Raw genomic sequence first — 21,517 nt, forward strand, 5'->3', positions numbered from 1 at the left:
ACTTGAACTGCAAGCTGCGCGGGATGCGTATCGGCCCGACACGCCATGGTTCCCTGCGCAGCTTTCAACCAATAACTGAGACTGAAAGCCGCCGACGCGAATCAGGCAGCGCCACCGTCTTCACCGCCGTTGTTGCCTTCGGCAGGACCCTCGGTGTCGCCTTCCGCATCGATATCTGCTTCCGCCTCAGCAACCTGTTGCAGACCTGAAAGCTTGGTCCCTTCGTCAAGGCTGATGAGTGTAACACCTTGGGTTGCGCGCCCCATTTCCCGAATTTCCGATACGCGGGTACGGATCAGCACGCCCGTATTGGTGATCAGCATGATCTGCGCTTCCTGATCCACCAGCGTGGCCGCGACGACCTTGCCGTTACGCTCCGACGTCTGGATCGCGATCATCCCCTTCGTGCCGCGCCCGTGACGCGTGTACTCGGTGATCAGCGTGCGCTTGCCGTAGCCGTTTTCGGTTGCGGTCAGCACCGACTGCTGCTCGTCGCCCGCCACCAGCAGCGCGATCACGCTCTGGCCGTCTTCGAGTTGCATGCCGCGCACACCACGTGCCTCACGGCCCATGGGACGGACGTCGTTCTCGTCGAAGCGCACTGCCTTGCCCGAATCCGAGAACAGCATCACGTCATGCTGGCCGTCTGTAATCGCGGCACCGATCAGGTAGTCGCCGTCATCCAGACCGACCGCAATAATACCCTTGCGCAACACGCGGCCGAAGGCTTCCAACGGCGTCTTTTTTACGGTCCCTAACGCGGTGCCCATAAAGACGAATTTGTCAGCCGAGAATTCCTTGACCGGCAAGACAACCGTAATCTTCTCGCCGTCCTGAAGCGGGAAGATATTGACGATCGGACGGCCGCGCGAGTTCCGCGAACCTTGCGGCACTTCGTAGACCTTCACGCTATAGACGCGACCGCGATTCGAGAAGCACAGAATGTGATCGTGCGTGTTCGCGATGAACAACGTGTCGATCCAGTCGTCTTCTTTCATCGCCGTGGCCTGTTTGCCGCGACCACCCCGTTTCTGCGCACTATATTCGGACAGCGGCTGCGATTTCACGTAGCCGGCGTGCGACATGGTCACGACCATTTCCTGCGGCGTGATCAGATCTTCGGTGTTCAGCTCGGTTGCGTTCAGCTCGATCTTCGAGCGGCGCGCGTCGCCGAATTCGGCCTTGATCGACGTCAGTTCGTCGACGATGATCGCCGTAATGCGTTCCGGGCGAGCCAGAATGTCCAGCAGGTCGGCGATTTGCGCCATCACTTCGCGGTACTCGCCGATGATCTTGTCCTGCTCGAGACCCGTCAGGCGTTGCAGACGCATCTGCAGGATTTCCTGAGCCTGGGTGTCGGACAAGCGATAGAGGCCGTCGGACTGCATACCGAAGGACGGGTTCAACCCCTCCGGACGATACGCCTCGCGGCCACCGGCCGACGCGTTTTCCGTCTCGGCGCGCGACAACATTTCGCGCACCAGCGACGAATCCCACGGACGCGCCATCAATTCCTGCTTGGCGATCGGCGGAGTCGGCGCGGCCTTGATGATCGCGATGAACTCGTCGATGTTGGCGAGCGCGACCGCCAGGCCTTCGAGCACGTGACCGCGTTCGCGGGCCTTGCGCAGTTCGTATACAGTGCGCCGCGTCAGCACTTCCCGGCGATGCGACAGGAAGCACGACAGCATTTCCTTCAGGTTCAGCAACTTCGGCTGGCCGTCGACAAGCGCGACCATGTTCATGCCGAAGGTGTCCTGAAGCTGGGTCGCCTTATACAGATTGTTGAGCACCACTTCCGGCACTTCGCCGCGCTTCAGCTCGATCACGACGCGCATGCCGCTCTTGTCGGATTCGTCGCGGATGTCGGAGATGCCTTCGAGCTTCTTTTCGTTGACCAGCTCGGCGATGCGCTCCAGAAGTGAGCGCTTGTTCACCTGGTACGGCAATTCGTCGACGATGATCGACATGCGCTGGCCGCGGTCGATTTCCTCGAAGTGCGTGAGCGCGCGCATCACCACCCGGCCGCGGCCGGTGCGATAACCGTCGCGAACGCCGGCCACGCCGTAGATGATGCCGGCGGTGGGGAAATCAGGCGCCGGGATGATCTCGATCAGCTCCTCGATCGTGGCTTCCGGATTTTTCAGCAGGTGCTGACATGCGTCGACAACCTCGTTGAGGTTGTGCGGCGGGATGTTGGTCGCCATGCCGACCGCAATACCGGACGAGCCATTGATCAGCAGATTGGGAATGCGCGCCGGCAGGATGGCCGGCTCGTTTTCGCTGCCGTCGTAGTTCGGCGTGAAGTCGACGGTTTCCTTGTCGATGTCGGCCAGCAGTTCGTGGCCGATCTTCGCCATGCGGATTTCGGTGTACCGCATCGCCGCGGCGTTGTCGCCGTCGACCGAACCGAAGTTGCCCTGACCGTCCACCAGCATGTAGCGCAGCGAGAAATCCTGCGCCATCCGGACAATCGTGTCGTAGACAGCCGTGTCGCCGTGCGGGTGATATTTACCGATGACGTCGCCGACAATACGCGCCGACTTCTTGTAAGCCCGGTTCCAGTCGTTATTCAGTTCGTGCATCGCGTACAGCACACGCCGGTGCACCGGCTTCAGGCCATCGCGAACATCGGGAAGCGCACGCCCCACGATCACGCTCATCGCGTAATCGAGATACGAACGGCGCATTTCCTCCTCTAGGGAGATTGGCAGAGTCTCTTTGGCGAATTGATCCATTATCCGTATCTTTTACGTGCCAAGGCGACGGCGTGAAGCTCGCTTGAAGCCCAACTCGCCGCGCCTTCGCGTAAGCATTGCAGGCGCAACGCATCACGCGATTCTAACATGCCGTGCATCCGCCCCCGACTGGGGTACGTATACCTATTAGCAGGCAACCGGGAACGGCGCCTGAACGCCCCATCGCCGAGTCGGGGCAGGCTCGATTCGTGCGTGGGGCAATCCGCCGCTCAGCCATGACTGGCGGTGCCTGCAGCCGATTGCTTCTGTTGCGCATGCACCACAATTGGAGGGTGATTTGATCGGGGGCAGATTTTTTTATCGTTGGAAGGGAACGATATGGCAAAATGCCAACGCACAAAGAGTTAGACACTGCTCGAAGTCTACACAGCACGTTTTTTGTTCTACACCGATGTTATACTTCGAGCAATGTATGACTTGTCTTCGTCAACAGGCTCGCAGTAAACCTGCGGTAATCTCAATTTCGAGAGGAGAAATATGAATAAACTTTCAAAGCTCGCGTTCATTGCAGCTACCGCAGTTATGGCTGCATCCGCCATGGCGCAATCGGTGCCGGCGTCGCGACAAGCCACGAACGACAACTGGGTGAATGGTACCGGCGAATACGTGTGGATGAACGGCACGAACGAGCTTTGCTGGCGCGATGCATTCTGGACGCCGGCAACGGCCAATGCTAAGTGCGATGGCGCCCTGGTTGCCCAGGCTCCGACCCCGCCGGCTCCGGTCGCACCTGCTGCACCGGCTATCACGAGCCAAAAGATTACGTATCAAGCTGACGCTCTGTTCGACTTCGACAAGGCTATCCTGAAGCCGGCTGGCAAGGAAAAGCTGGACGATCTGGCATCGAAGGTCGGTTCGCTGAACCTGGAAGTCATCGTTGCAACGGGTTACACGGACCGTATCGGTTCGGACAAGTACAACGACCGTCTGTCGCTGCGCCGCGCTCAAGCTGTCAAGGCATACCTGGTGAGCAAGGGCATCGAATCCAACCGTATCTATACGGAAGGCAAGGGCAAGCGCAACCCGGTCACGACCGGTTGCAACCAGAAGAACCACAAGCAACTCGTCGCCTGCCTCGCACCGGATCGCCGCGTGGAAGTCGAAGTTGTCGGTACTTCGAAGCAGTAAGCTACAAATTACCGCAGTATCAAAGCCCCGCTTCGGCGGGGCTTTTTTTATGCCGCTGCCGCGGGCGTCGCTCGCCCTCTCCTCCGGGTACGCGCCCGATCTGCCGGAACAGGACACGCAAGGCACTGAGCGGCATTTTGCCGCTCCGTCGCTCGACCTATATACTCAGGGTTTATCCTCGAGCGCCCGCTCAACGCCCTCATCGAGGCAGCTTCCGCTATGACCAACGCCGATCCCCACGAACTGCAGAAATTTAGCGACCTCGCGCATCGTTGGTGGGACCCGAACGCCGAATTCAAACCACTGCATGAACTCAACCCGATTCGTCTGAGCTGGATCGACTCACACGCGCATCTCGCCGGCAAAACCGTGTTGGATATCGGCTGCGGCGGAGGCATTCTGTCGGAGTCGATGGCCGGATTGGGAGCGCATGTGAAGGGAATCGACCTGTCGAGCCAGGCGCTCGGCGTGGCGGATCTTCACAGCCTTGAAAGTGGTGTAACCGTCAGTTACGAAGAAATCGCCGCCGAAGCACTGGCCGCCCGCGAACCGGGCACTTACGACGTCGTCACCTGCATGGAAATGCTCGAGCACGTGCCCGAACCGGCCGCCATCGTCGAGGCATGCAAGACCCTGGTGAAACCGGGCGGCTGGGTGTTCTTCTCCACGCTGAACCGCAATGTGAAGTCGTATCTATTCGCGGTGATCGGCGCCGAATATATCGCGCGGATGCTGCCCAAGGGTACGCACGACTACGCACGCTTCATCCGCCCGTCTGAATTGGCGAGCTTCGTGCGCGCCGCCGGCCTGCGTACGGCAGACATCAAAGGTATCGTTTATAACCCGCTCAGCAAGCATTTCACCTTGTCCGCCGACACGAGCGTGAACTACATGCTCGCCTGCCGCCGCGACGTCTGATCCGCCCCGACCTGCCGGACTCAATTCAATCAATGAGCGATCCCACACCCCTGCCCCAACGCGAAGACACCGACGACGCGCTCGGCCTTTGCCAGGCGGTCCTGTTCGACCTCGACGGCACGCTGGCCGACACCGCGCCCGACCTGGCGGCGGCCGTCAACAAAATGCGCCACGATCGCAGCCTCGATATGGTGCCGCTCGAAGACCTGCGGCCGCTCGCGTCCGCTGGCGCGCGCGGGCTGATCGGCGGGGCCTTCGGCATCGGCCCTGAACACCACGAGTTCGCGTCGATGCGCGAAGAGTTTCTGGCCAACTACGAAGCAGACTTGTGCATCGAGACCACGCTGTTTCCCGGCATCCCCGAATTGCTCGACGATCTCGACGCACGGGGCGTGCGCTGGGGCATCGTGACGAACAAGGTGGCAAGGCTCACCGAGCCGCTGATCGCGCAACTCGGCCTCGAGGAGCGCGCCGGCTGCGTGGTGAGCGGCGACACGACCCCGCATTCGAAGCCGCACCCCGCGCCCTTGTTGCACGCCGCACGCGAGCTGGACGTGGTGCCGGACCGCATCGTCTACGTCGGCGACGACCTGCGCGATGTGCAGGCGGGTTTCGCGGCCGGCATGAAGACCATTGCGGCTGCCTACGGTTACTGCGGCAACGACATTCCACCGACGCAATGGCACGCGCAGCATGTCGTGCAATCGCCCGCGGAGTTGCGGAAGCTGCTGCGCGACATCGGCTGAAGGACTGAGCGCATACGGCGAACACACACGGCGGATACAGCGCTCGCAACGTGTCCCCGCGCTTTGCGGCTTTGCGGCTTTGCGGCCTTGCCGCTTCACTGCGTCAATGCAAGCAGCACATCGAGACAACAAGGCAATCAGCCAGGACGCGGCCGTCAAACTATTGTAAAATCTACGTTGGCCCTGACGTTTGGGGCAACGAACCGCGGGGGCGACCTGGTTTCGACAGGGGTTGCGAAGCGGCTAGGGCATACCGAGGACCCGTCACCTCGTTAATCAATGGGAAAAACGTAACTGCAAACGACGATACGTTCGCACTGGCAGCCTAAGGGCCGCCGTCCTCTGCCTAGTTCACTGACGGGCTAGTGTCGCAAGACCGGTAGCAATACCGACAGAGGTCATATACGTCAGTTAAGTCTTGGCGGCGTCACGACGCCAAGGTCGAAAATCTAGTGAATCGCCGTCACGCAGCGTGTTCGTCCGCGTCGTGGCGGTTAAATCAAATGACAGAACTAAGTATGTAGAACTGGTCGTAGAGTGCTTCTGGACGCGGGTTCGATTCCCGCCGCCTCCACCAGAACACCGTTTCAAGCTGGACTCAAAACCCGTAAGCGGCCTGCTGCTTGCGGGTTTTTTGCTGGCTGCGATAAAACAGAAGGCCCGCTCATCGAGCGGGCCTTTTTGCTGGCGGTATCGAGGCCGCGCGAAGCCATGGGAATAAACGCATCCATTCAATCGTTTATTCCGCACGCGCGATCGCACGCGGCGTTCCGCGCGAGACCAACACCAAAATCAGGAGCCGACATCATGCGCAAAACTCTCTTCTGCCTCTCCACGCTGACCCTCCTCGCACTGCAACAAACTGCTTTTGCCGAAGCCCCGAAGATCGTCGACGGCCGTTTCGTCACGGCGGACGGCATGACGCTCTATACCTTCGATAAAGACACCACGCCCGGCATGAGCGCCTGCACCGGCGGCTGCATGAGCAACTGGCCGGCGGCGATGGCGAGCCCGTCGGACAAGCCTTCAGGCGACTGGACCGTGATTCCGTCGGCCGACGGCAAACAGCAATGGGCGTATAAAGGCCATCCGCTATATCGCTACGCGGCCGACAAGCAAGCAGGAGACATGAAGGGGGACGGCTTCAAGGACATGTGGCACACGGCAAAGCCGTGACCGCTCGCCACAGAACGGCCGGCCAGAGCCGGAAGACTTGATAAGACACGGAATGAAAAACGCCGGCAGCATGCCGGCGTTTCACAAACGAACACGGACGCGCCGGTCCGCGCGCTTCGCTTATTCGTCTTTAGGACACTGCAAATTACACCCGTTCGGATCGCCGTTGTCGCCGCGCTTGCGCATGGCTGACTTCTTGCTGGTCTGATATTTGTCCGAGGGCGCGGACGCCGCAAACGGCATTTGCGGATGTTCAGCAAGCCGGAACTGATCTTGCAAGATACCGCCCGGCACACCTGGCGAATTCTGTGCGAAGGCAACCGAAGCCGTGGCGAGCAGCGCACCGGCCGTCGCTACCGCAGCACATGCGTGAAAAAGAGCTTTCATATCGATTCGGCGCGGCATAGCGCGCGGTTAAGGCGTAAGCGGAAGGCTAGAGATTATCCCAAACAAACGCCTCACGCAGCGGCGACCGAACCAATTTGTTTACAGTCGCTTACGCCGCCGTCGGGCCAAGCCCCGCATCGAGATCGAGCTGCTTGCCGCAGTCGCGCGGATCGTAACCTTCGAGCTGTTCGACGCCGTGCCGAAACGCGGCGCCGCGCAGCAAGCCGATCACCGTTGCAAGCGGCGCGCGCTCCAGCCGGGCGCGGTCGCAGGCGAAGTAATAGTCTTCGTCGACGATCGGAATGAAGTCGAGCCCAAAGTGATGCGCCGCCGGCTCAACGCCGAAACCCACATCCGCCATGCCGCTCGCGACAAAAGCCGCGATCGCCGAATGCGTGAGTTCCGCCGACGCATACCCATTGACCCGGTCCGGATCGACCCCGACTTTTCGTAGCGCGAGATCGAGCAGCATGCGCGTGCCAGAACCGGGTTGACGATTGACGAAGCGAATGTCGTCGCGCGCGAGATCGCTCAGGCCGTCGATTCCCTTCGGATTGCCCTTGCCGAGAAAAAGGCCCTGCTTGCGCTTCGTCAGATGCACGAGCACGTGACGCTGAGGATCGAGCCAGCGCCGATAGGTATCCGCGCAGGCCGCGCGAAACTCGCCCAGCGGCAAGTGAAAGCCGGCCAGGTCACATTCGCCACGGGCAAGCGCGCTAACCGCGTCCGCGCTGTCGCGGTATTTGATGTCGACCGGCAGATCGTTCGCGACCAACGCCGTCACCAGCGCCGCCACCGCGTAACCGTGGGACGCGTAAATCCGCACGTCGTCAGCGGCCGGCGCGAGCCAGCGGTTCAGGTCGCTGGCGACTTCGCTCGCGAGCGCCTGCATGTTGCCGTCGAGCCGCTCCCCGCACAGACGCTGCGCGCGCAACACGGCCTGCCCGAGCTCGGACAGCACCGAGCCGCGCCCGCGCTCCTTGGCGATCAGCGGACCACCCAGATGCGCCTCGATGCTGCGCAACAAACCCCACGCATGACGGTAGGACAAACCCTTAAGCGTCGCCGCCTGCGCGATGCTGCCGGACTCATCCACCAGCGCGAGCAGCGGCACCACGTCCGACAGGCTTGCCTCGCGGCCATCCGGACCCTTCACAACCAGCTGCGCCTGGCACTCGATCCTGATCATATATGCTCAACTCTTTCCTATTGCACGAGGCGTATCACCCGCCTATTGTTCGGCTATCCCATATCGAATATACGAAGCATATGTGTGCACATTATGAATGACAAGTGCATATATGACTTTGGAGGAGCCCCCACTTGGACGATTCCATCGCCGTCGCGCCGGAGCAGCTCGTGCAGCGTCACGCACAGCTGGGCAGGTCGTTGCTAGCGGTACTGCACGCCATTCAGGACGAACTGGGCTACGTGCCGCCCGACACGGTCGCGCCTCTCGCCCGCGCCATGAACCTGTCGCGCGCGGAAGTGCACGGCGTCATCACCTACTACCACCACTTCCGCACGCAGCCCGCGGCGCCCGTCACGGTGCAACTGTGCCGCGCCGAAGCATGCCGCAGCATGGGCACCGAGGCGCTCGCGCAGCATATCGAGGCGCACACCGGCTGCCGTTTCGATGCGGAACATCGGCATGGTGCGACGGTTGAGCTGGAATCGGTCTATTGCCTCGGCCAATGCGCACTGTCGCCGGCGATGATGGTCAACGGCACCTTGCACGCCAAGGTCACGCCGCAAAAGTTCGATGCGTTGTTTGCCGCCGCGAGCAAATGCGTGGAGGCCGTAGCATGAAGCGCATCTACGTTCCCCGTGATTCGTCAGCATTGGCACTCGGCGCCGACGCACTGGCTCAGGCAATCGAGGCGGAAGCCGCACGCCGCGGCATCGCAATCGAACTGGTTCGCAACGGTTCGCGCGGTTTGCTGTGGCTTGAACCGCTTGTCGAAGTGGCGACGGCTGAAGGCCGGGTCGGCTATGCGAACGTCGAGGAGACCGACGTTGCCGCGCTGTTCGACGCCGGCTTTGTCGACGGCGGCGAGCACGCCCGCCGTGTCGGTGTCGTCGATGAGATACCGTATCTGAAGAAGCAGCAGCGCCTGACCTTCACGCGCATCGGCATCACCGATCCGCTTTCCGTCGACGACTACGTCGCCCACGGCGGTCTCGAAGGTCTCAAGCACGCCTTGCAAACCGACGGCGACGCCGCCTGCGAAGCGCTGATCGAGTCCGGCCTGCGCGGTCGCGGCGGCGCGGCCTTCCCGGCCGGCATCAAATGGCGCACGGTGCGTGGCGCCAAAGCGGCGCAGAAATACATCGTCTGCAATGCGGACGAAGGCGACTCCGGCACCTTCTCCGACCGCCTCGTGATGGAAAGCGACCCGTACGTGCTGATCGAAGGGATGATCATCGCGGGCGTCGTGACCGGCGCGACGGTCGGCTATATCTACGTACGCAGCGAATATCCGCATTCGATCGCGACGCTCGAAGCCGCGATCGCCAAAGCACGCGCCGCCGGCTGGCTCGGCGACAGCGTGCTCGGCTCGGCGGCGCATCGCTTCGAACTGTTCGTGGCGAAGGGCGCGGGCGCTTACGTCTGCGGCGAGGAAACCGCGCTGCTCGAATCGCTCGAAGGCAAACGCGGCATCGTCCGCGCGAAGCCGCCAGTGCCGGCGCTGGTCGGCCTGTTCGGCCAGCCGACCGTGATCAACAACGTCATCACACTCGCCACGGTGCCGATCATCTTCGCCCGCGGCGCGGCGTTCTATAAAGACTTCGGCATGGGCCGCTCGCGCGGCACGCTGCCGTTCCAGCTCGCCGGCAATGTTAAGCAAGGCGGTCTGGTGGAGCTGGCATTCGGCGTCACGCTGCGCGAACTGCTCTACGACTACGGCGGCGGCACGGCAAGCGGACGCCCGGCACGCGCCGTGCAAGTCGGCGGCCCGCTCGGTACGTATTTGCCGGAAAGCCAGTGGGACATCCCCATGGACTACGAAGCGTACGCGGCCGTTGGCGCGGTGGTCGGCCACGGCGGCATCGTCGTGCATGACGACACGTCGAATCTCGCCGAACTCGCCCAGTACGCCATGCATTTCTGCGCGCTCGAATCGTGCGGCAAATGCACGCCGTGCCGGATCGGCTCGACGCGCGGCGTCGAAGTAATCGGACGGATCCGCAACGGCGATACGTCCACGCGGCAGGTGCAATTGCTGCGCGATCTGTGCGACACGATGGTATCCGGTTCGCTCTGCGCGATGGGCGGCATGACGCCGTTCCCGGTGCTGTCCGCGCTCAACCATTTTCCCGAAGACTTCGGTCTCGATAACGTGCACGACCACGCGCCCAAAGCGGCTGCGGCCTGACCCAGGAGCCTCACATGTCCGACGTGCTCAACTCCCCTGCCGGCGCCCCGCAGGAAGTCCCCCTGGCGGGCGGCTGCGGCTCCGGCAACTGCGCGTGCAAATCGCAAGCGCAACAGCGCGCCACGCGTTCGCCCTTTGACGACACCGACTACGGCACGCCGCTGAGTCATGCCGACGTCGACGTCACGCTGGAAATCGACGGCCAGGCCGTGACCGTTCCGGCCGGCACTTCCGTGATGCGCGCCGCCATCGAAGCCGGCGTCAACGTACCCAAGCTCTGCGCGACCGATTCGCTCGAACCGTTCGGCTCCTGCCGTTTGTGCCTGGTCGAGATCGAAGGCAAGCGCGGCTACCCCGCTTCGTGCACGACGCCCGTCGAAGCCGGCATGAAAGTTCGCACGCAAACCGATCGTCTGCAGTCGCTGCGCCGTAACGTGATGGAGTTGTACATCTCCGATCACCCGCTCGATTGCCTGACCTGTCCCGCCAACGGCGACTGCGAATTGCAGGACATGGCAGGCGTCACCGGATTGCGCGAAGTGCGCTACGGCTTCGACGGCGCGAACCATCTGAAGGACAAGAAGGACGAATCGAATCCGTACTTCACTTACGACCCATCGAAGTGCATCGTCTGCAATCGCTGCGTGCGCGCATGCGAAGAAACGCAAGGCACATTCGCGCTGACCATCGCCGGGCGCGGTTTCGAATCGCGCGTGGCCGCGAGCGAAAACAAGCCGTTCATGGAATCGGAATGCGTGTCCTGCGGCGCGTGCGTCGCCGCATGCCCGACCGCGACCTTGCAGGAAAAGACCGTCGTCATGCTCGGCCAGGCCGAGCATTCGGTGGTCACCACGTGCGCGTATTGCGGCGTCGGCTGCTCGTTCAAGGCCGAGATGAAGGGCAACCAGGTCGTGCGGATGGTGCCGCACAAGAACGGCCAGGCCAACGAAGGCCACGCGTGCGTGAAGGGCCGTTTCGCCTGGGGCTACGCGACGCACAAGGACCGCATCACCAAGCCGATGATCCGCGCGAAGATCACGGATCCGTGGCGCGAAGTCAGCTGGGAAGAAGCGCTCACCTACGCGGCGTCGGAATTCCGCCGCATTCAGGCAAAGCACGGTCGCGATTCGATCGGCGGCATTACGTCGTCGCGTTGCACGAACGAAGAAACGTATCTCGTTCAAAAGCTCGTGCGCGCCGCGTTCGGCAACAACAACGTCGACACCTGTGCGCGCGTATGCCACTCGCCGACCGGCTACGGTCTGAAGACCACGCTCGGCGAATCGGCCGGCACGCAGACCTTCGCCTCGGTCGATAAGGCCGACGTGATCATGGTGATCGGCGCGAATCCGACCGACGGCCACCCGGTGTTCGGCTCGCGCATGAAGCGCCGCATCCGCGAAGGCGCGAAGCTGATCGTCGTCGATCCGCGCCGCATCGATATCGTCGATACGCCGCACGTGAAGGCGTCGCATCATTTGCAGTTGCGTCCGGGCACCAACGTCGCGGTGGTCAATGCGCTCGCGCATGTGATCGTGACCGAAGGCCTGCTGAACGAAGCGTTCATCGCCGAGCGCTGCGAAACGCGCGCGTTCGAGCAATGGCGCGCGTTCGTCGCCCTGCCCGAAAATGCGCCGGAAGCGACCGAGGAACTCACCGGCGTGCCCGCCGCATCCGTCCGCGAAGCCGCCCGCATCTATGCCACCGGCGGCAACGCCGCGATCTATTACGGCCTCGGCGTCACCGAACACGCGCAAGGTTCGACGATGGTCATGGGCATCGCGAATCTGGCGATGGCGACAGGCAACATCGGCCGCGAAGGCGTCGGCGTGAATCCGTTGCGCGGCCAGAACAATGTGCAGGGTTCGTGCGACATGGGCTCGTTCCCGCATGAACTGCCGGGCTATCGCCATATCAGCGATTCGATCACGCGCGCGTTGTTCGAGGAAGCATGGAACGTCACGCTGCAGCCCGAACCGGGCCTGCGCATTCCGAACATGTTCGACGCGGCCGTGCACGGCACCTTCAAGGGCCTGTACTGCCAGGGCGAAGACATCGTGCAATCCGATCCGAACACGCATCACGTGTCGGCGGCATTGTCGTCGATGGAATGCATCGTCGTGCAGGACATTTTCCTCAACGAGACCGCGAAATACGCGCACGTGCTGCTGCCGGGTTCGTCGTTCCTCGAAAAGGACGGCACCTTCACCAACGCGGAGCGCCGCATCTCGCGCGTGCGCAAGGTGATGCCGCCGGTGCCGGGTTACGCCGACTGGGAAGTCACGGTGATGCTCGCGCGGGCGCTCGGTTATGAAATGGACTACACGCATCCGTCACAGATCATGGACGAGATCGCACGTCTCACGCCGACCTTCCACGGCGTGTCGTACAGGAAGCTCGACGAACTCGGCAGCATCCAGTGGCCGTGCAACGAGAACGCGCCCAATGGTACGCCGACCATGCACATCGACACCTTCGTGCGCGGCAAGGGCAAGTTCGTGATTACGAAGTTCATCGCAACGCCGGAAAAGGTCACGCGCAAGTTCCCGCTGCTACTCACCACGGGCCGCATCCTGTCGCAGTACAACGTCGGCGCGCAAACGCGCCGCACCGAGAATTCGCGCTGGCATGACGAAGACCGGCTGGAACTGCATCCGCACGATGCGGAGGAACGCGGCATCAAGACCGACGATTGGGTCGGTATCGAATCGCGCGCCGGGCAAACCGTGTTGCGCGCCAAGGTGACCGAACGGATGCAGCCGGGCGTCGTCTACACGACGTTCCACTTCCCCGAATCGGGCGCGAACGTGATCACCACCGACAGCTCGGACTGGGCCACCAACTGTCCCGAGTACAAGGTGACCGCGGTGCAGGTGATGCCGGTCGAACAGCCGTCGCAATGGCAGCAGGACTACTCGCGCTTCAACACCGAGCAGCTCGATCTGCTGAAGCAGCGCGAGCTGGCCAACGCCACATCGGGTAAGTGAGGCAAGCCATGGACAATCAGAATCTGATCGACATGGCGAACCGGATCGGCGACTTTTTCGATTCAATGCCGGATCGCGAGGAAGCGCTCGCCGGCATCGCCGATCATATCCGCCGCTTCTGGGAGCCGCGCATGCGGCGCGCTTTGCTGGCGGAGCTCGATGAGCCGGACGCGAGCGGTATCGAGATGTCGGGCATCGTCAGGGAAGCGCTCGTCAAGCATCGCGACGGGCTGACGCCGGCAGTGACGGCTCCGGTGTAAGCGAAGTACTTTACAGGCTCGCTTTACGGGCCCGCTTTACAGGCCTGCTTCACAGCGAAGCCTGCTCCGGTATCACCCCACCTACCGCGAACCACGCTTCGCAATGCCGCAGCAGGCCGTGCAGGTCGGACCCTGTACGCCCGCGCGCGCAGATATAGCCGTCCGGCCGCACCAGATAGAACGACGGCCGCGTGCGTCCATACGATTCGGACAGTGCCGGGCCGCCCTCGCCGTTCGTATCCGTCACGCGCCAGATACGCACCGCGCCTGGCAGCAATCTCTCGACTTCCGCAACTAGCCGCTCCAGTTCCGGTTCCGGCGGCGGCGCGTGTTTCGCAGCCGGATCGAGCGGCGTTTCGTCGACGGCGAGCGGCGGAACCAGCAGGAACAACGAGAAGAACGCCGGATCGTGCAGATCGAAAATGCAACCGACTCCGGGCGCGCGGCCGAGCGGCCCGTCCACCACGTGGACCAGCGCATCCGGCGCGCGCTCGCCGGCACGCGGGCCGCCGTCGAGCAGGCGTTCGAGCGTCAGCGGACTGCGTCGGTACTGGACCGACAACTCGCTGATAGTCATACGCGCCGCATCGCGCAGCGGACCGAGCGCGGCCAGCACCGGCATCACGCGCTCGCGCAGCAGCTTCAGCGGTCCGTGATCGGCCTCGGCCATATGCGTGATGAAACCCGTTTGCCGCAATACGTCACGCTCGATCGGATGCCGTTCATGGTGATACGTATCGAGCAGGCGGTCAGGCGCCGCGCCATTCAGAACGCGCGCGATCTTCCAGCCGAGATTGAACGCTTCCTGAATTCCCGTGTTCATCCCTTGCGCGCCGGCCGGGCTGTGTACGTGAGCCGCGTCCCCCGCGAGGAAGATGCGGCCGACGCGCAGCCGCTCCACCATTCTGCTGTTCAGATGAAAATACGACGACCATGCCAGGTCCGACACGTCGACCCGCTCCCGCACGCGCCGGGCGATCAGCGCCTTGCACTCGGCGAGCGACGGCGGCAAGACCTGGTTGAGCGGCGGTTCGCCGAGCACCGCGGGCGTGGCCGGCGCCGGGACCGTGGCCGGTTCGACCGGATGGTCCGCAACCAGACGATGACGGCCGTGGCCCATCGGAAACAGCGCGACGAGGCCCTCGCTCGAAGCAAAGATGTGGAATTCGTCTTCGGGCCAGTCGGTTTCAGCGTGCACATCGGCCAGCAGGAACGTCTGCTCGAAAGTGCTTCCCGCAAAGTTCAGGCCGAGCCGGTGACGGATCGTGCTGTGCGCACCGTCGGCGGCGATCACGTAGGACGGACGCAGCGTCTCGGTATGGCCGTCCGCGCGACGCAACGTCGCCTGAATGCTGGCGGAACCCTGAACGAACATCGTCAGCTCGACGCCGCGTTCGACCGTCACGCCGAGCGTCGCGAGATGCTCCGTCAGCAAACGTTCGGTCACGGATTGATCGAGAAACAGCAGATAGGGGTAGCGCGTGCGCAGCGGATCGAAATCGAGCCGCGCGAGACGCATGCCGTTGGAAAAAAGATTGGCGATGCGCGCACGATGGCCGAGCTCGAGAAACGGCTCGATCAAGCGGTGCTGCTCAAACAGTTCGAGCGTGCGCGCCTGAATGCCGATGGCCCGCGAATACGGGTTCGGCTGCAGCGCCTTGTCGATCAGACGCACGGGGATGTGGGCACGCGCCAGACTCATTGCCGCGGCGAGCCCGGTCGGACCCGCCCCGACGATCAACACCGGCGACGCATCGTGTGCGGCAGCGTCCATACGGGACTCCGGAGGCAACAGATCGTTCTAGTGTACGCCGCCGATAAGCCGCTCAACGGTGCGCTGCATCAATCGCCGGGATGATCCATCGCGCATCGATGCTCGGTGGTGCCGAGATCGACTTGCAGCGTGGCGTGCTGCATCGAGAAGCGCTCGCGCAGTGTGACGACGATGGCGTCGATCGACTCGTCGCCGGGATGGCCCGCCGGCATCACCAGATGCGCGCTGAGCGCGTTGCCGGTGGTCGACAACGCCCAGACGTGCAGGTCGTGCACGTCGGTGACGCCGGGCTGTCCGGCGAGATAGTCACGGATGCGCTGCAGGTCAATGCCGGGTGGCACGGCGTCGAGCGCCATGCGCACCGAATCGCGCAACAGACCCCACGTGCCGACCACCACCACCGCGACCACGAGTAGGCTCATCACCGGATCGAGCCACGTCCATCGGGTGTAGAGAATCACGAGGCCGCTGATCGCGACCGCGGCCGAGATGGCGGCGTCCGAGGCCATATGCAGGAACGCGCCGCGAATGTTCAGGTCATCCTTCTGGCCGCGCATGAAGAGCCACGCCGAGAAGCCGTTCACGACCACGCCAACCGTCGCGACGACGAACACCACCAGTCCCGCGACGGGTGCCGGGTTCATCAGGCGCCCGATTGCCTCGGCGACGATCACGCCGCACGCGAACAGCAACAGCCCCGCGTTGGCGAGCGACGCCAGAATCGACGAACTGCCATAGCCGAAGGTATAGCGTGCCGACGGACGACGCGCGGCGAGCCAGGTTGCGCCCCAGGCGAGCAGCAAACCGAGCACGTCGGAGAGATTGTGGCCGGCGTCGGCGAGCAGCGCGGTGGAATGCGCGATCACGCCGTAGACGGCCTGAACCACCACGATCGCGACGTTCAGCGCGACGGCGAGTGCGAAGGCGCGGCCGTGGCCTGCGACGGGAGCGTGGGCGTGGCTGTGCCCGCTGTGACCGTGGCCGGGGTCGGCATCGGCATCGGCGTCTTGCGAACCTCGCTCGTGTGAACCGTGGTCGTGCGTGCCCAACGCGCTTGCGGTGTGCTCATGCGCTCCGTGGCCCTGCGTGCCGTGCTCATTCGCGCCGTAGGGATTCGGACGAGCCGCGCCGTCACGAGGCTCGGCCTGATCGCGAGCGGCCCCCTCCTTCCCCTCGACCGGCGCGTCTTCGCCATCCATCCCGTCGAATTCCCCCTCGAGCCATACCGGCGCGTGGTCGTCCTCGCGCTCTTCGGCGGGCCGGTTCGGAGCGGTGGTTTTTTTCATGACGGGTCCAGAGGAAATTCGCCGGCCGGCTCGGCGACATGCTCGAGCATGCCGGCCAGCATCGCGCTGATGTGACGGTCAGCCGCAAGATAGAAGACCTGCTTGCCCCGCCGCTCCGCGCGCACGATCCGCGCCGCGCGCAACAGCCGCAAATGATGGCTCACCAGCGACGGCGACAAGCCCAGCCCCTCTGCGATCGCACCAACCGCGCGCCGCTCGTCGACACAGGCGAGCACGATGCGCAAGCGGGTCGGATCGCCGAGCAGGCGAAACAGGTCGGCCAGCGGCACGATCGTCTCCACCGGGCGGTCTTCGACACTGACAGGCGAGTTAGCGGAAACCATGGCGAGCGGCATTGTCGACATACATATGAACAGGTATTCACATGTTATAGATAACGAGACAACCGGTCAATTTGGAGGGCGGCCCGGCGAGTGTGGGAAAATGCGGGCTCTGCCTCACCCGAACGCCATCCCTCCGTCATGGAACAAGTATTTGACCGCGCTTTCGCGGCGCATCGTGACGGCCGCCTCGACGACGCCGAACGCGGCTACCGCGCGACGCTCGACAGCAATCCCGCGCACGTCGATGCGTTGCACCTGCTGGGCGTTCTGCGCCACCAGCAGGGCCAGCACGCCGAAGCCGCCGAGCTCGTGCGGCGCGCGGTGAACCTGCGCCCGGAAGATGCCGCGCTGCAGTTGAACCTCGGCAACGCGCTGAAGGCGCTCGGCCAGATCGACGAAGCCATCGAACAGTTCCGCAATGCGCTCACGCTGGCGCCGTCTTTCCCGATGGCGCACTACAACCTCGGCAATGCGTACGCGTCGGTGGGCCGCCACGCAGATGCCGCCGACGCCTTCGAGAAATCGCTGCGTCTGCAGCCGAACGACGCTTCGTCGCATAACAATCTCGGCAATGCATTGCACGCGCTCGGTCGTCATGCCGAAGCGATCGCGTCGTTCCAGCGTGCGCTCGAGTTGCGCCCCGGACATGCAGGCGCGCTCAACAATATGGGCATGTCGCTGAACGCACTCGACCGCGCGGACGAGGCGATCCCGCGCTTTGAGGCGGCGCTGGCAACCGAACCGCGTTTCGTCGCCGCGCACTTCAATCTCGCCAATACGCTCGACGCCACCGGCCGCCACGAAGAAGCGGTCGCCTCGTTCCAGGCGGCGCTCGCCTTGCAGCCGAACCTGCCACCCACCATCTTCGGGCTTGGCAACGCGCTCGCAGCGCTGGGACGCCATGCGCAGGCACTACCGTATCTCGAACGCGCGGTCGGCCTCGATCCGCAATTCGCGCTCGCATGGCTGAGCCTCGGCACAGCACATCAGGCACTGGGCGCGCACGCCGCGGCGGTGCGAGCGTTCGATCAGGCACTGCGCTTGCGCCCCGATCTCGCGTCCGCACATATGAACCGCGCACTGGCCTGGCTCGCGTTGCGCGATTTCGCTCGCGGACTGCCGGAATACGAATGGCGGCTGCAGACCACCGCGCAACCGGTCATCCAGACGTTGCCGCGCTGGCACGGCGAACCGATTGAACAACGTACGCTCTTCGTCCATGCCGAGCAGGGTTTCGGCGATACGCTGCAATTCGTGCGCTTCGTGCCACTGGCCGCGCAGCGTGCGGCGCGCGTTGTGCTCGAAGTACAGCCGCAGTTGCTGCCGCTGCTTGCACCGGCCGCGCAAGCCTGGCGCGTGACGCTGATCGCCCAGGGCGCACCGCGTCCAGCGGCGGATCTGCAATGCCCGCTGCTGAGCTTGCCGCTCGCGCTCGGCACAACCTACGACACGATTCCCGCCCGCGCGCCCTACCTCAGCGCACCGCCGGTTTACCGCCGCAAGTGGCGCGGCTCGCTCGGCGGTCACGCGAAGCGCAAGATCGGCATCGCGTGGTCAGGACGCATCCAGCAGAACGAAAACCGTTCGATGCCGCTGGCCGCGCTCGCTCCGCTATTCGCGCTCGAAGGGATCGACTGGATCGTGCTGCAACCCGATCTGAGCGCCGAGGAACGCGCGGCGCTCGACGCGCATCCGCACGCGGCTGCGATTCATCGACTGGATAAACGGGTCGGCGATTTTGCGGACACCGCCGCAATCGTCGAACGGCTCGACGCGGTCGTGTCGATCGATACGTCGATCGCTCACCTAGCCGGCGCACTGAAAAAGCCGCTGTGGCTGATGCTGCCGTTCGCCGCGGATTGGCGCTGGTTCGTCGGCGAGACGCGCAGTCCCTGGTATCCGGGTGCAACGCTGCTGCGCCAGCTACAACCCGGCGTGTGGAGCGACGTGGTGGAGGCCGTGGCGAACGAATTGCGCCACGGTTAACTGGAGCAGACTCTGCGAAGTCGGCCGCCGATGCCTTGCCCATGATGGATCCGACCCGGCCAAATCGGCCTTCGATGCGGCGCCCAAGAAAAAACCCCGCGCTCTCACGAGCGCGGGGTTTTTGTTTGTCCCGATGAACGGTGAACCTTAAGCTTACCCTTACGCGGTTCGATACTGATCGCGCGACTCCGGCGTGCGATACAGCACGAGCGTCGCGATCAGCCCGCAAATCGCCGCCACGCCCAGGAACAGGCCAGGCGCGGCCTTGTTGCCGGTGGTGTGAATCAGCAACGTGGAGATGGCCGGCGTGAAGCCGCCAATCGTCGTAGCGAGGCTATAAGCGAGCGAGAAACCGGCGGTCCGCACTTCGACCGGCATCACTTCGGTGAGCGCCACCACCATCGCACCGTTGTAGCTGCCGTACAGGAACGACAACCACAGCTCCACGGCCAGAAGACGGGCGAACGACGGGTCGGCGACCAGCCATTGCAGCGCCGGATACGCGGTGACGATCGTCAGGACCGTGAAGGCGATCAGCACCGGACGGCGGCCGATGCGATCCGACAACGCACCCGAGAGCGGCAGCCAGATCAGGTTCGACAAACCGATACAAACCGTGACGACGAGCGTATCGATCGCCGACAGCTTCAGCACTTCCTTGCCGAAGGTCGGCGTGTAGGCCGTGATCATGTAGAACGATACGGTGGTCATGATGACCATGCCCATACCGCCCAGCACGATGCCCCAGTTGGCGGCCATCGTCTTCATGATCTCGCCCATGCTCGGACGGTGCTTGCGCGCCTTGAACTCCTCGGTTTCCTGCAACGAGCGGCGGATCAGGAACAGGAACGGCACGATCAGGCAGCCGATCAGGAACGGCACGCGCCAGCCCCAGGCGGTCATCTGGTCAGCCGGCAACAGCTTGTTGAGCACCACGCCGATCAGCGCGGCGAACACCACGGCAACCTGCTGGCTGCCCGATTGCCACGCGCAGTAGAAGCCCTTGTTGCCCTTGGTGGCGATCTCCGACAGATAGACCGACACGCCGCCCAGTTCGACCCCGGCGGAGAAGCCTTGCAGCAGCCGGCCGCCCAGCACGAGTACGGGCGCGAGCACGCCGATGGTCGCGTAGCCTGGTATCGACGCAACCGTGAGCGTACCGAGCGCCATCAGGCCGAGCGTGAGAATCAGGCCTTTGCGCCGGCCGTGATGGTCGATGTAGGCACCCAGCACGATTGCGCCCAGCGGGCGCATCAGGAAGCCCGCGCCGAATACCGACAGCGACAGCATCAGTGAGGCGAATTCGTTGCCGCTCGGGAAATAGGTCTTGGCAATCGCGGCTGCGTAATAGCCGTAGACCATGAAGTCGTACATCTCAAGAAAGTTACCGCTGACCACGCGGAAAACTGTTTTGAACTTGGATTCCTGCGATGAGGAAGTAGCGTGTGACGCAGTAGACATGACATTCTCTGATAAGCCTGTCGCCACGCAGGCAGGCGGCGCTCAGGCAGTTGAAACGATCCACTGCGTTCGGCGAGCGGATGCCGCGGACGACTCGATTAGAACGCGCCGGGGGCGCTGCATTTTCATGCTGAACACATTCGTGCGGTATCAGGGTAAACGTTGTGAAATACCCGAAACCCGCAACACGTAATGTTACCGTTCCTGGCGCTGTCGCGCATTCCATACAGTTTCATTACAGACAACACCCGTTCGTCCTTGCGGTAAACTTTTCGCAGACAGGCCATTCCCGCTGACCACCATCCCGATGCAAACCTCCCGCGCACTTTCGCTGCGTCCTGCGACCCTCGCGGATGCCGCGCTGATCGCCTCGATTCACAGCGCCAGCTGGCAAGCTACCTATCGCGGCCTGTTGCCGGACGCGTTCCTCGACGGCGAGGTGACGCGGGAACGCGCCGCCTATTGGGAAGCGCGCCTGCGCGCACCGGGCGGCGAGCGCCGCATCGTCCTGATCGCCGAGATCGAGGGCGAGCCGATCGGTTTCGTCTGCGTCGAACGGCAGCCGGAATCCGCCTGGGGCGTCCTGCTCGACAACCTGCATGCGCTGCCGGGGCATCAGGGCATCGGCGCAGGCAAGCTGTTGATGCGTGCTGCCGAAGACTGGGCGCGCGCGCAAGGAGAGACACAGTTGTATCTCTACGTGCTCGAAGGCAACACACCGGCGATTGGCTTTTATGAAAAGCTGGGGTGGCAGTTCGTCGGCGCCGAACCGGATCATATGGGCGGCGTGGACATTACTGCGTTGCGCTACGTGTACCGGCTGGATCGATAAGACAGATGCACCGCGTTTGATCGTCGTCCAGATCAGGTCCGACTCAGGACTGAACGGCGCGTCGTTTTCGGAACAATCCGATCGTTAGCTCAGCGC

Annotated in this window: 17 protein-coding genes and 1 other RNA gene; 11 read left to right on the forward strand and 7 right to left on the reverse strand. The window is 63.3% G+C overall.

The window, feature by feature from the left end; translation table 11 throughout:
• Nucleotides 1–101: 101 nt before the first annotated feature.
• Entirely contained in the window at nt 102–2,738 is a 2,637-nt protein-coding gene (gyrA, locus tag DSC91_RS21125; RefSeq protein ID WP_115780707.1) for a DNA gyrase subunit A, read from the reverse strand.
• 498 nt (nt 2,739–3,236) lie between these two features.
• Between gyrA and ompA the strand changes: the two genes are divergently transcribed.
• The 5 genes from ompA to DSC91_RS21150 all read left to right on the forward strand — a co-directional run bounded on the left by ompA (nt 3,237) and on the right by DSC91_RS21150 (nt 6,727).
• Nucleotides 3,237–3,887, forward strand: coding sequence for an outer membrane protein OmpA (gene ompA / locus DSC91_RS21130; RefSeq protein ID WP_115780708.1), 651 nt, complete (start codon nt 3,237–3,239; stop codon nt 3,885–3,887).
• Between the two features lie 219 nt (nt 3,888–4,106).
• Entirely contained in the window at nt 4,107–4,805 is a 699-nt protein-coding gene (gene ubiG, locus DSC91_RS21135) for a bifunctional 2-polyprenyl-6-hydroxyphenol methylase/3-demethylubiquinol 3-O-methyltransferase UbiG (protein ID WP_115780709.1), read from the forward strand.
• Nucleotides 4,806–4,837: 32 nt separating this feature from the next.
• Nucleotides 4,838–5,551: an HAD-IA family hydrolase gene (locus DSC91_RS21140; RefSeq protein ID WP_115780710.1), complete on the forward strand. Its 714-nt coding sequence runs from the start codon at nt 4,838–4,840 to the stop codon at nt 5,549–5,551.
• A 207-nt stretch (nt 5,552–5,758) separates the two neighbouring features.
• Nucleotides 5,759–6,128: a transfer-messenger RNA gene (gene ssrA, locus DSC91_RS21145) on the forward strand.
• Between the two features lie 230 nt (nt 6,129–6,358).
• A complete protein-coding gene (locus DSC91_RS21150) occupies nt 6,359–6,727 on the forward strand; it encodes a COG4315 family predicted lipoprotein (protein ID WP_115780711.1) in 369 nt (122 codons plus the stop codon).
• Between the two features lie 120 nt (nt 6,728–6,847).
• Here DSC91_RS21150 and DSC91_RS21155 read toward each other — a convergent pair whose 3' ends face one another.
• Both DSC91_RS21155 and DSC91_RS21160 read right to left on the reverse strand, forming a co-directional pair.
• On the reverse strand, nt 6,848–7,114 hold the full coding sequence (locus DSC91_RS21155; RefSeq protein WP_115783407.1) for a hypothetical protein: 267 nt from the start codon (nt 7,112–7,114) through the stop codon (nt 6,848–6,850).
• Between the two features lie 109 nt (nt 7,115–7,223).
• The gene (locus tag DSC91_RS21160) at nt 7,224–8,303 is read right to left on the reverse strand and encodes a substrate-binding domain-containing protein (protein WP_115780712.1); all 1,080 of its coding nucleotides are present in this window, start codon (nt 8,301–8,303) and stop codon (nt 7,224–7,226) included.
• A 134-nt stretch (nt 8,304–8,437) separates the two neighbouring features.
• Between DSC91_RS21160 and DSC91_RS21165 the strand changes: the two genes are divergently transcribed.
• From DSC91_RS21165 to DSC91_RS21180, 4 genes are read left to right on the forward strand one after another with little or no spacing between them, the layout of a single operon-like run.
• Nucleotides 8,438–8,923 (forward strand): NAD(P)H-dependent oxidoreductase subunit E, encoded by a 486-nt coding sequence (locus tag DSC91_RS21165; RefSeq protein ID WP_115780713.1) that lies wholly within the window; start codon nt 8,438–8,440, stop codon nt 8,921–8,923.
• Complete coding sequence (locus DSC91_RS21170) at nt 8,920–10,491, forward strand: formate dehydrogenase beta subunit (protein WP_115780714.1); 1,572 nt, start codon at nt 8,920–8,922, stop codon at nt 10,489–10,491. The genes DSC91_RS21165 and DSC91_RS21170 overlap by 4 nt, the downstream gene beginning before the upstream one ends.
• A 14-nt stretch (nt 10,492–10,505) precedes the next feature.
• Nucleotides 10,506–13,478 (forward strand): formate dehydrogenase subunit alpha, encoded by a 2,973-nt coding sequence (gene fdhF, locus DSC91_RS21175; protein WP_115780715.1) that lies wholly within the window; start codon nt 10,506–10,508, stop codon nt 13,476–13,478.
• A gap of 8 nt (nt 13,479–13,486) precedes the next feature.
• A complete protein-coding gene (locus DSC91_RS21180; RefSeq protein ID WP_115780716.1) occupies nt 13,487–13,738 on the forward strand; it encodes a formate dehydrogenase subunit delta in 252 nt (83 codons plus the stop codon).
• Nucleotides 13,739–13,787: 49 nt separating this feature from the next.
• On the opposite strand, the gene DSC91_RS21185 is transcribed toward DSC91_RS21180, so the two are convergent.
• The 3 genes from DSC91_RS21185 to DSC91_RS21195 all read right to left on the reverse strand — a co-directional run bounded on the left by DSC91_RS21185 (nt 13,788) and on the right by DSC91_RS21195 (nt 17,142).
• Nucleotides 13,788–15,512, reverse strand: coding sequence for an FAD-dependent monooxygenase (locus DSC91_RS21185; protein ID WP_115780717.1), 1,725 nt, complete (start codon nt 15,510–15,512; stop codon nt 13,788–13,790).
• A 68-nt stretch (nt 15,513–15,580) separates the two neighbouring features.
• Nucleotides 15,581–16,798 (reverse strand): cation diffusion facilitator family transporter, encoded by a 1,218-nt coding sequence (locus DSC91_RS21190; protein WP_229758039.1) that lies wholly within the window; start codon nt 16,796–16,798, stop codon nt 15,581–15,583.
• The gene (locus DSC91_RS21195; RefSeq protein ID WP_115780718.1) at nt 16,795–17,142 is read right to left on the reverse strand and encodes an ArsR/SmtB family transcription factor; all 348 of its coding nucleotides are present in this window, start codon (nt 17,140–17,142) and stop codon (nt 16,795–16,797) included. Before DSC91_RS21195 ends, DSC91_RS21190 begins: the two co-directional genes overlap by 4 nt.
• A gap of 138 nt (nt 17,143–17,280) precedes the next feature.
• Between DSC91_RS21195 and DSC91_RS21200 the strand changes: the two genes are divergently transcribed.
• Nucleotides 17,281–19,128, forward strand: coding sequence for a tetratricopeptide repeat protein (locus DSC91_RS21200; protein ID WP_115780719.1), 1,848 nt, complete (start codon nt 17,281–17,283; stop codon nt 19,126–19,128).
• 159 nt (nt 19,129–19,287) lie between these two features.
• On the opposite strand, the gene tcuC is transcribed toward DSC91_RS21200, so the two are convergent.
• On the reverse strand, nt 19,288–20,589 hold the full coding sequence (gene tcuC / locus DSC91_RS21205; protein ID WP_115780720.1) for an MFS transporter: 1,302 nt from the start codon (nt 20,587–20,589) through the stop codon (nt 19,288–19,290).
• A gap of 307 nt (nt 20,590–20,896) precedes the next feature.
• Between tcuC and DSC91_RS21210 the strand changes: the two genes are divergently transcribed.
• Nucleotides 20,897–21,421 carry a GNAT family N-acetyltransferase gene (locus tag DSC91_RS21210; RefSeq protein WP_115780721.1) on the forward strand — a complete coding sequence of 175 codons (525 nt, stop codon included), beginning with the start codon at nt 20,897–20,899 and terminating at the stop codon, nt 21,419–21,421.
• Nucleotides 21,422–21,517: the final 96 nt, after the last annotated feature.

Origin of the sequence: Paraburkholderia caffeinilytica, assembly GCF_003368325.1 — a bacterium.
Classification (GTDB): Bacteria; Pseudomonadota; Gammaproteobacteria; order Burkholderiales; family Burkholderiaceae; genus Paraburkholderia; species Paraburkholderia caffeinilytica.

Bases quoted from the DNA above. Each gene is read 5' to 3' on its own strand.
- DSC91_RS21180 (WP_115780716.1), top strand. From the start codon at position 13,487: ATGGACAATCAGAATCTGATCGACATGGCGAACCGGATCGGCGACTTT.
- DSC91_RS21210 (WP_115780721.1), top strand. From the start codon at position 20,897: ATGCAAACCTCCCGCGCACTTTCGCTGCGTCCTGCGACCCTCGCGGAT.
- DSC91_RS21195 (WP_115780718.1), bottom strand. From the start codon at position 17,142: ATGGTTTCCGCTAACTCGCCTGTCAGTGTCGAAGACCGCCCGGTGGAG.
- ompA (WP_115780708.1), top strand. From the start codon at position 3,237: ATGAATAAACTTTCAAAGCTCGCGTTCATTGCAGCTACCGCAGTTATG.
- DSC91_RS21190 (WP_229758039.1), bottom strand. From the start codon at position 16,798: ATGAAAAAAACCACCGCTCCGAACCGGCCCGCCGAAGAGCGCGAGGAC.
- DSC91_RS21140 (WP_115780710.1), top strand. From the start codon at position 4,838: ATGAGCGATCCCACACCCCTGCCCCAACGCGAAGACACCGACGACGCG.
- gyrA (WP_115780707.1), bottom strand. From the start codon at position 2,738: ATGGATCAATTCGCCAAAGAGACTCTGCCAATCTCCCTAGAGGAGGAA.
- DSC91_RS21185 (WP_115780717.1), bottom strand. From the start codon at position 15,512: ATGGACGCTGCCGCACACGATGCGTCGCCGGTGTTGATCGTCGGGGCG.
- tcuC (WP_115780720.1), bottom strand. From the start codon at position 20,589: ATGTCTACTGCGTCACACGCTACTTCCTCATCGCAGGAATCCAAGTTC.
- DSC91_RS21155 (WP_115783407.1), bottom strand. From the start codon at position 7,114: ATGAAAGCTCTTTTTCACGCATGTGCTGCGGTAGCGACGGCCGGTGCG.
- DSC91_RS21200 (WP_115780719.1), top strand. From the start codon at position 17,281: ATGGAACAAGTATTTGACCGCGCTTTCGCGGCGCATCGTGACGGCCGC.
- DSC91_RS21160 (WP_115780712.1), bottom strand. From the start codon at position 8,303: ATGATCAGGATCGAGTGCCAGGCGCAGCTGGTTGTGAAGGGTCCGGAT.
- DSC91_RS21150 (WP_115780711.1), top strand. From the start codon at position 6,359: ATGCGCAAAACTCTCTTCTGCCTCTCCACGCTGACCCTCCTCGCACTG.
- DSC91_RS21170 (WP_115780714.1), top strand. From the start codon at position 8,920: ATGAAGCGCATCTACGTTCCCCGTGATTCGTCAGCATTGGCACTCGGC.
- ubiG (WP_115780709.1), top strand. From the start codon at position 4,107: ATGACCAACGCCGATCCCCACGAACTGCAGAAATTTAGCGACCTCGCG.
- fdhF (WP_115780715.1), top strand. From the start codon at position 10,506: ATGTCCGACGTGCTCAACTCCCCTGCCGGCGCCCCGCAGGAAGTCCCC.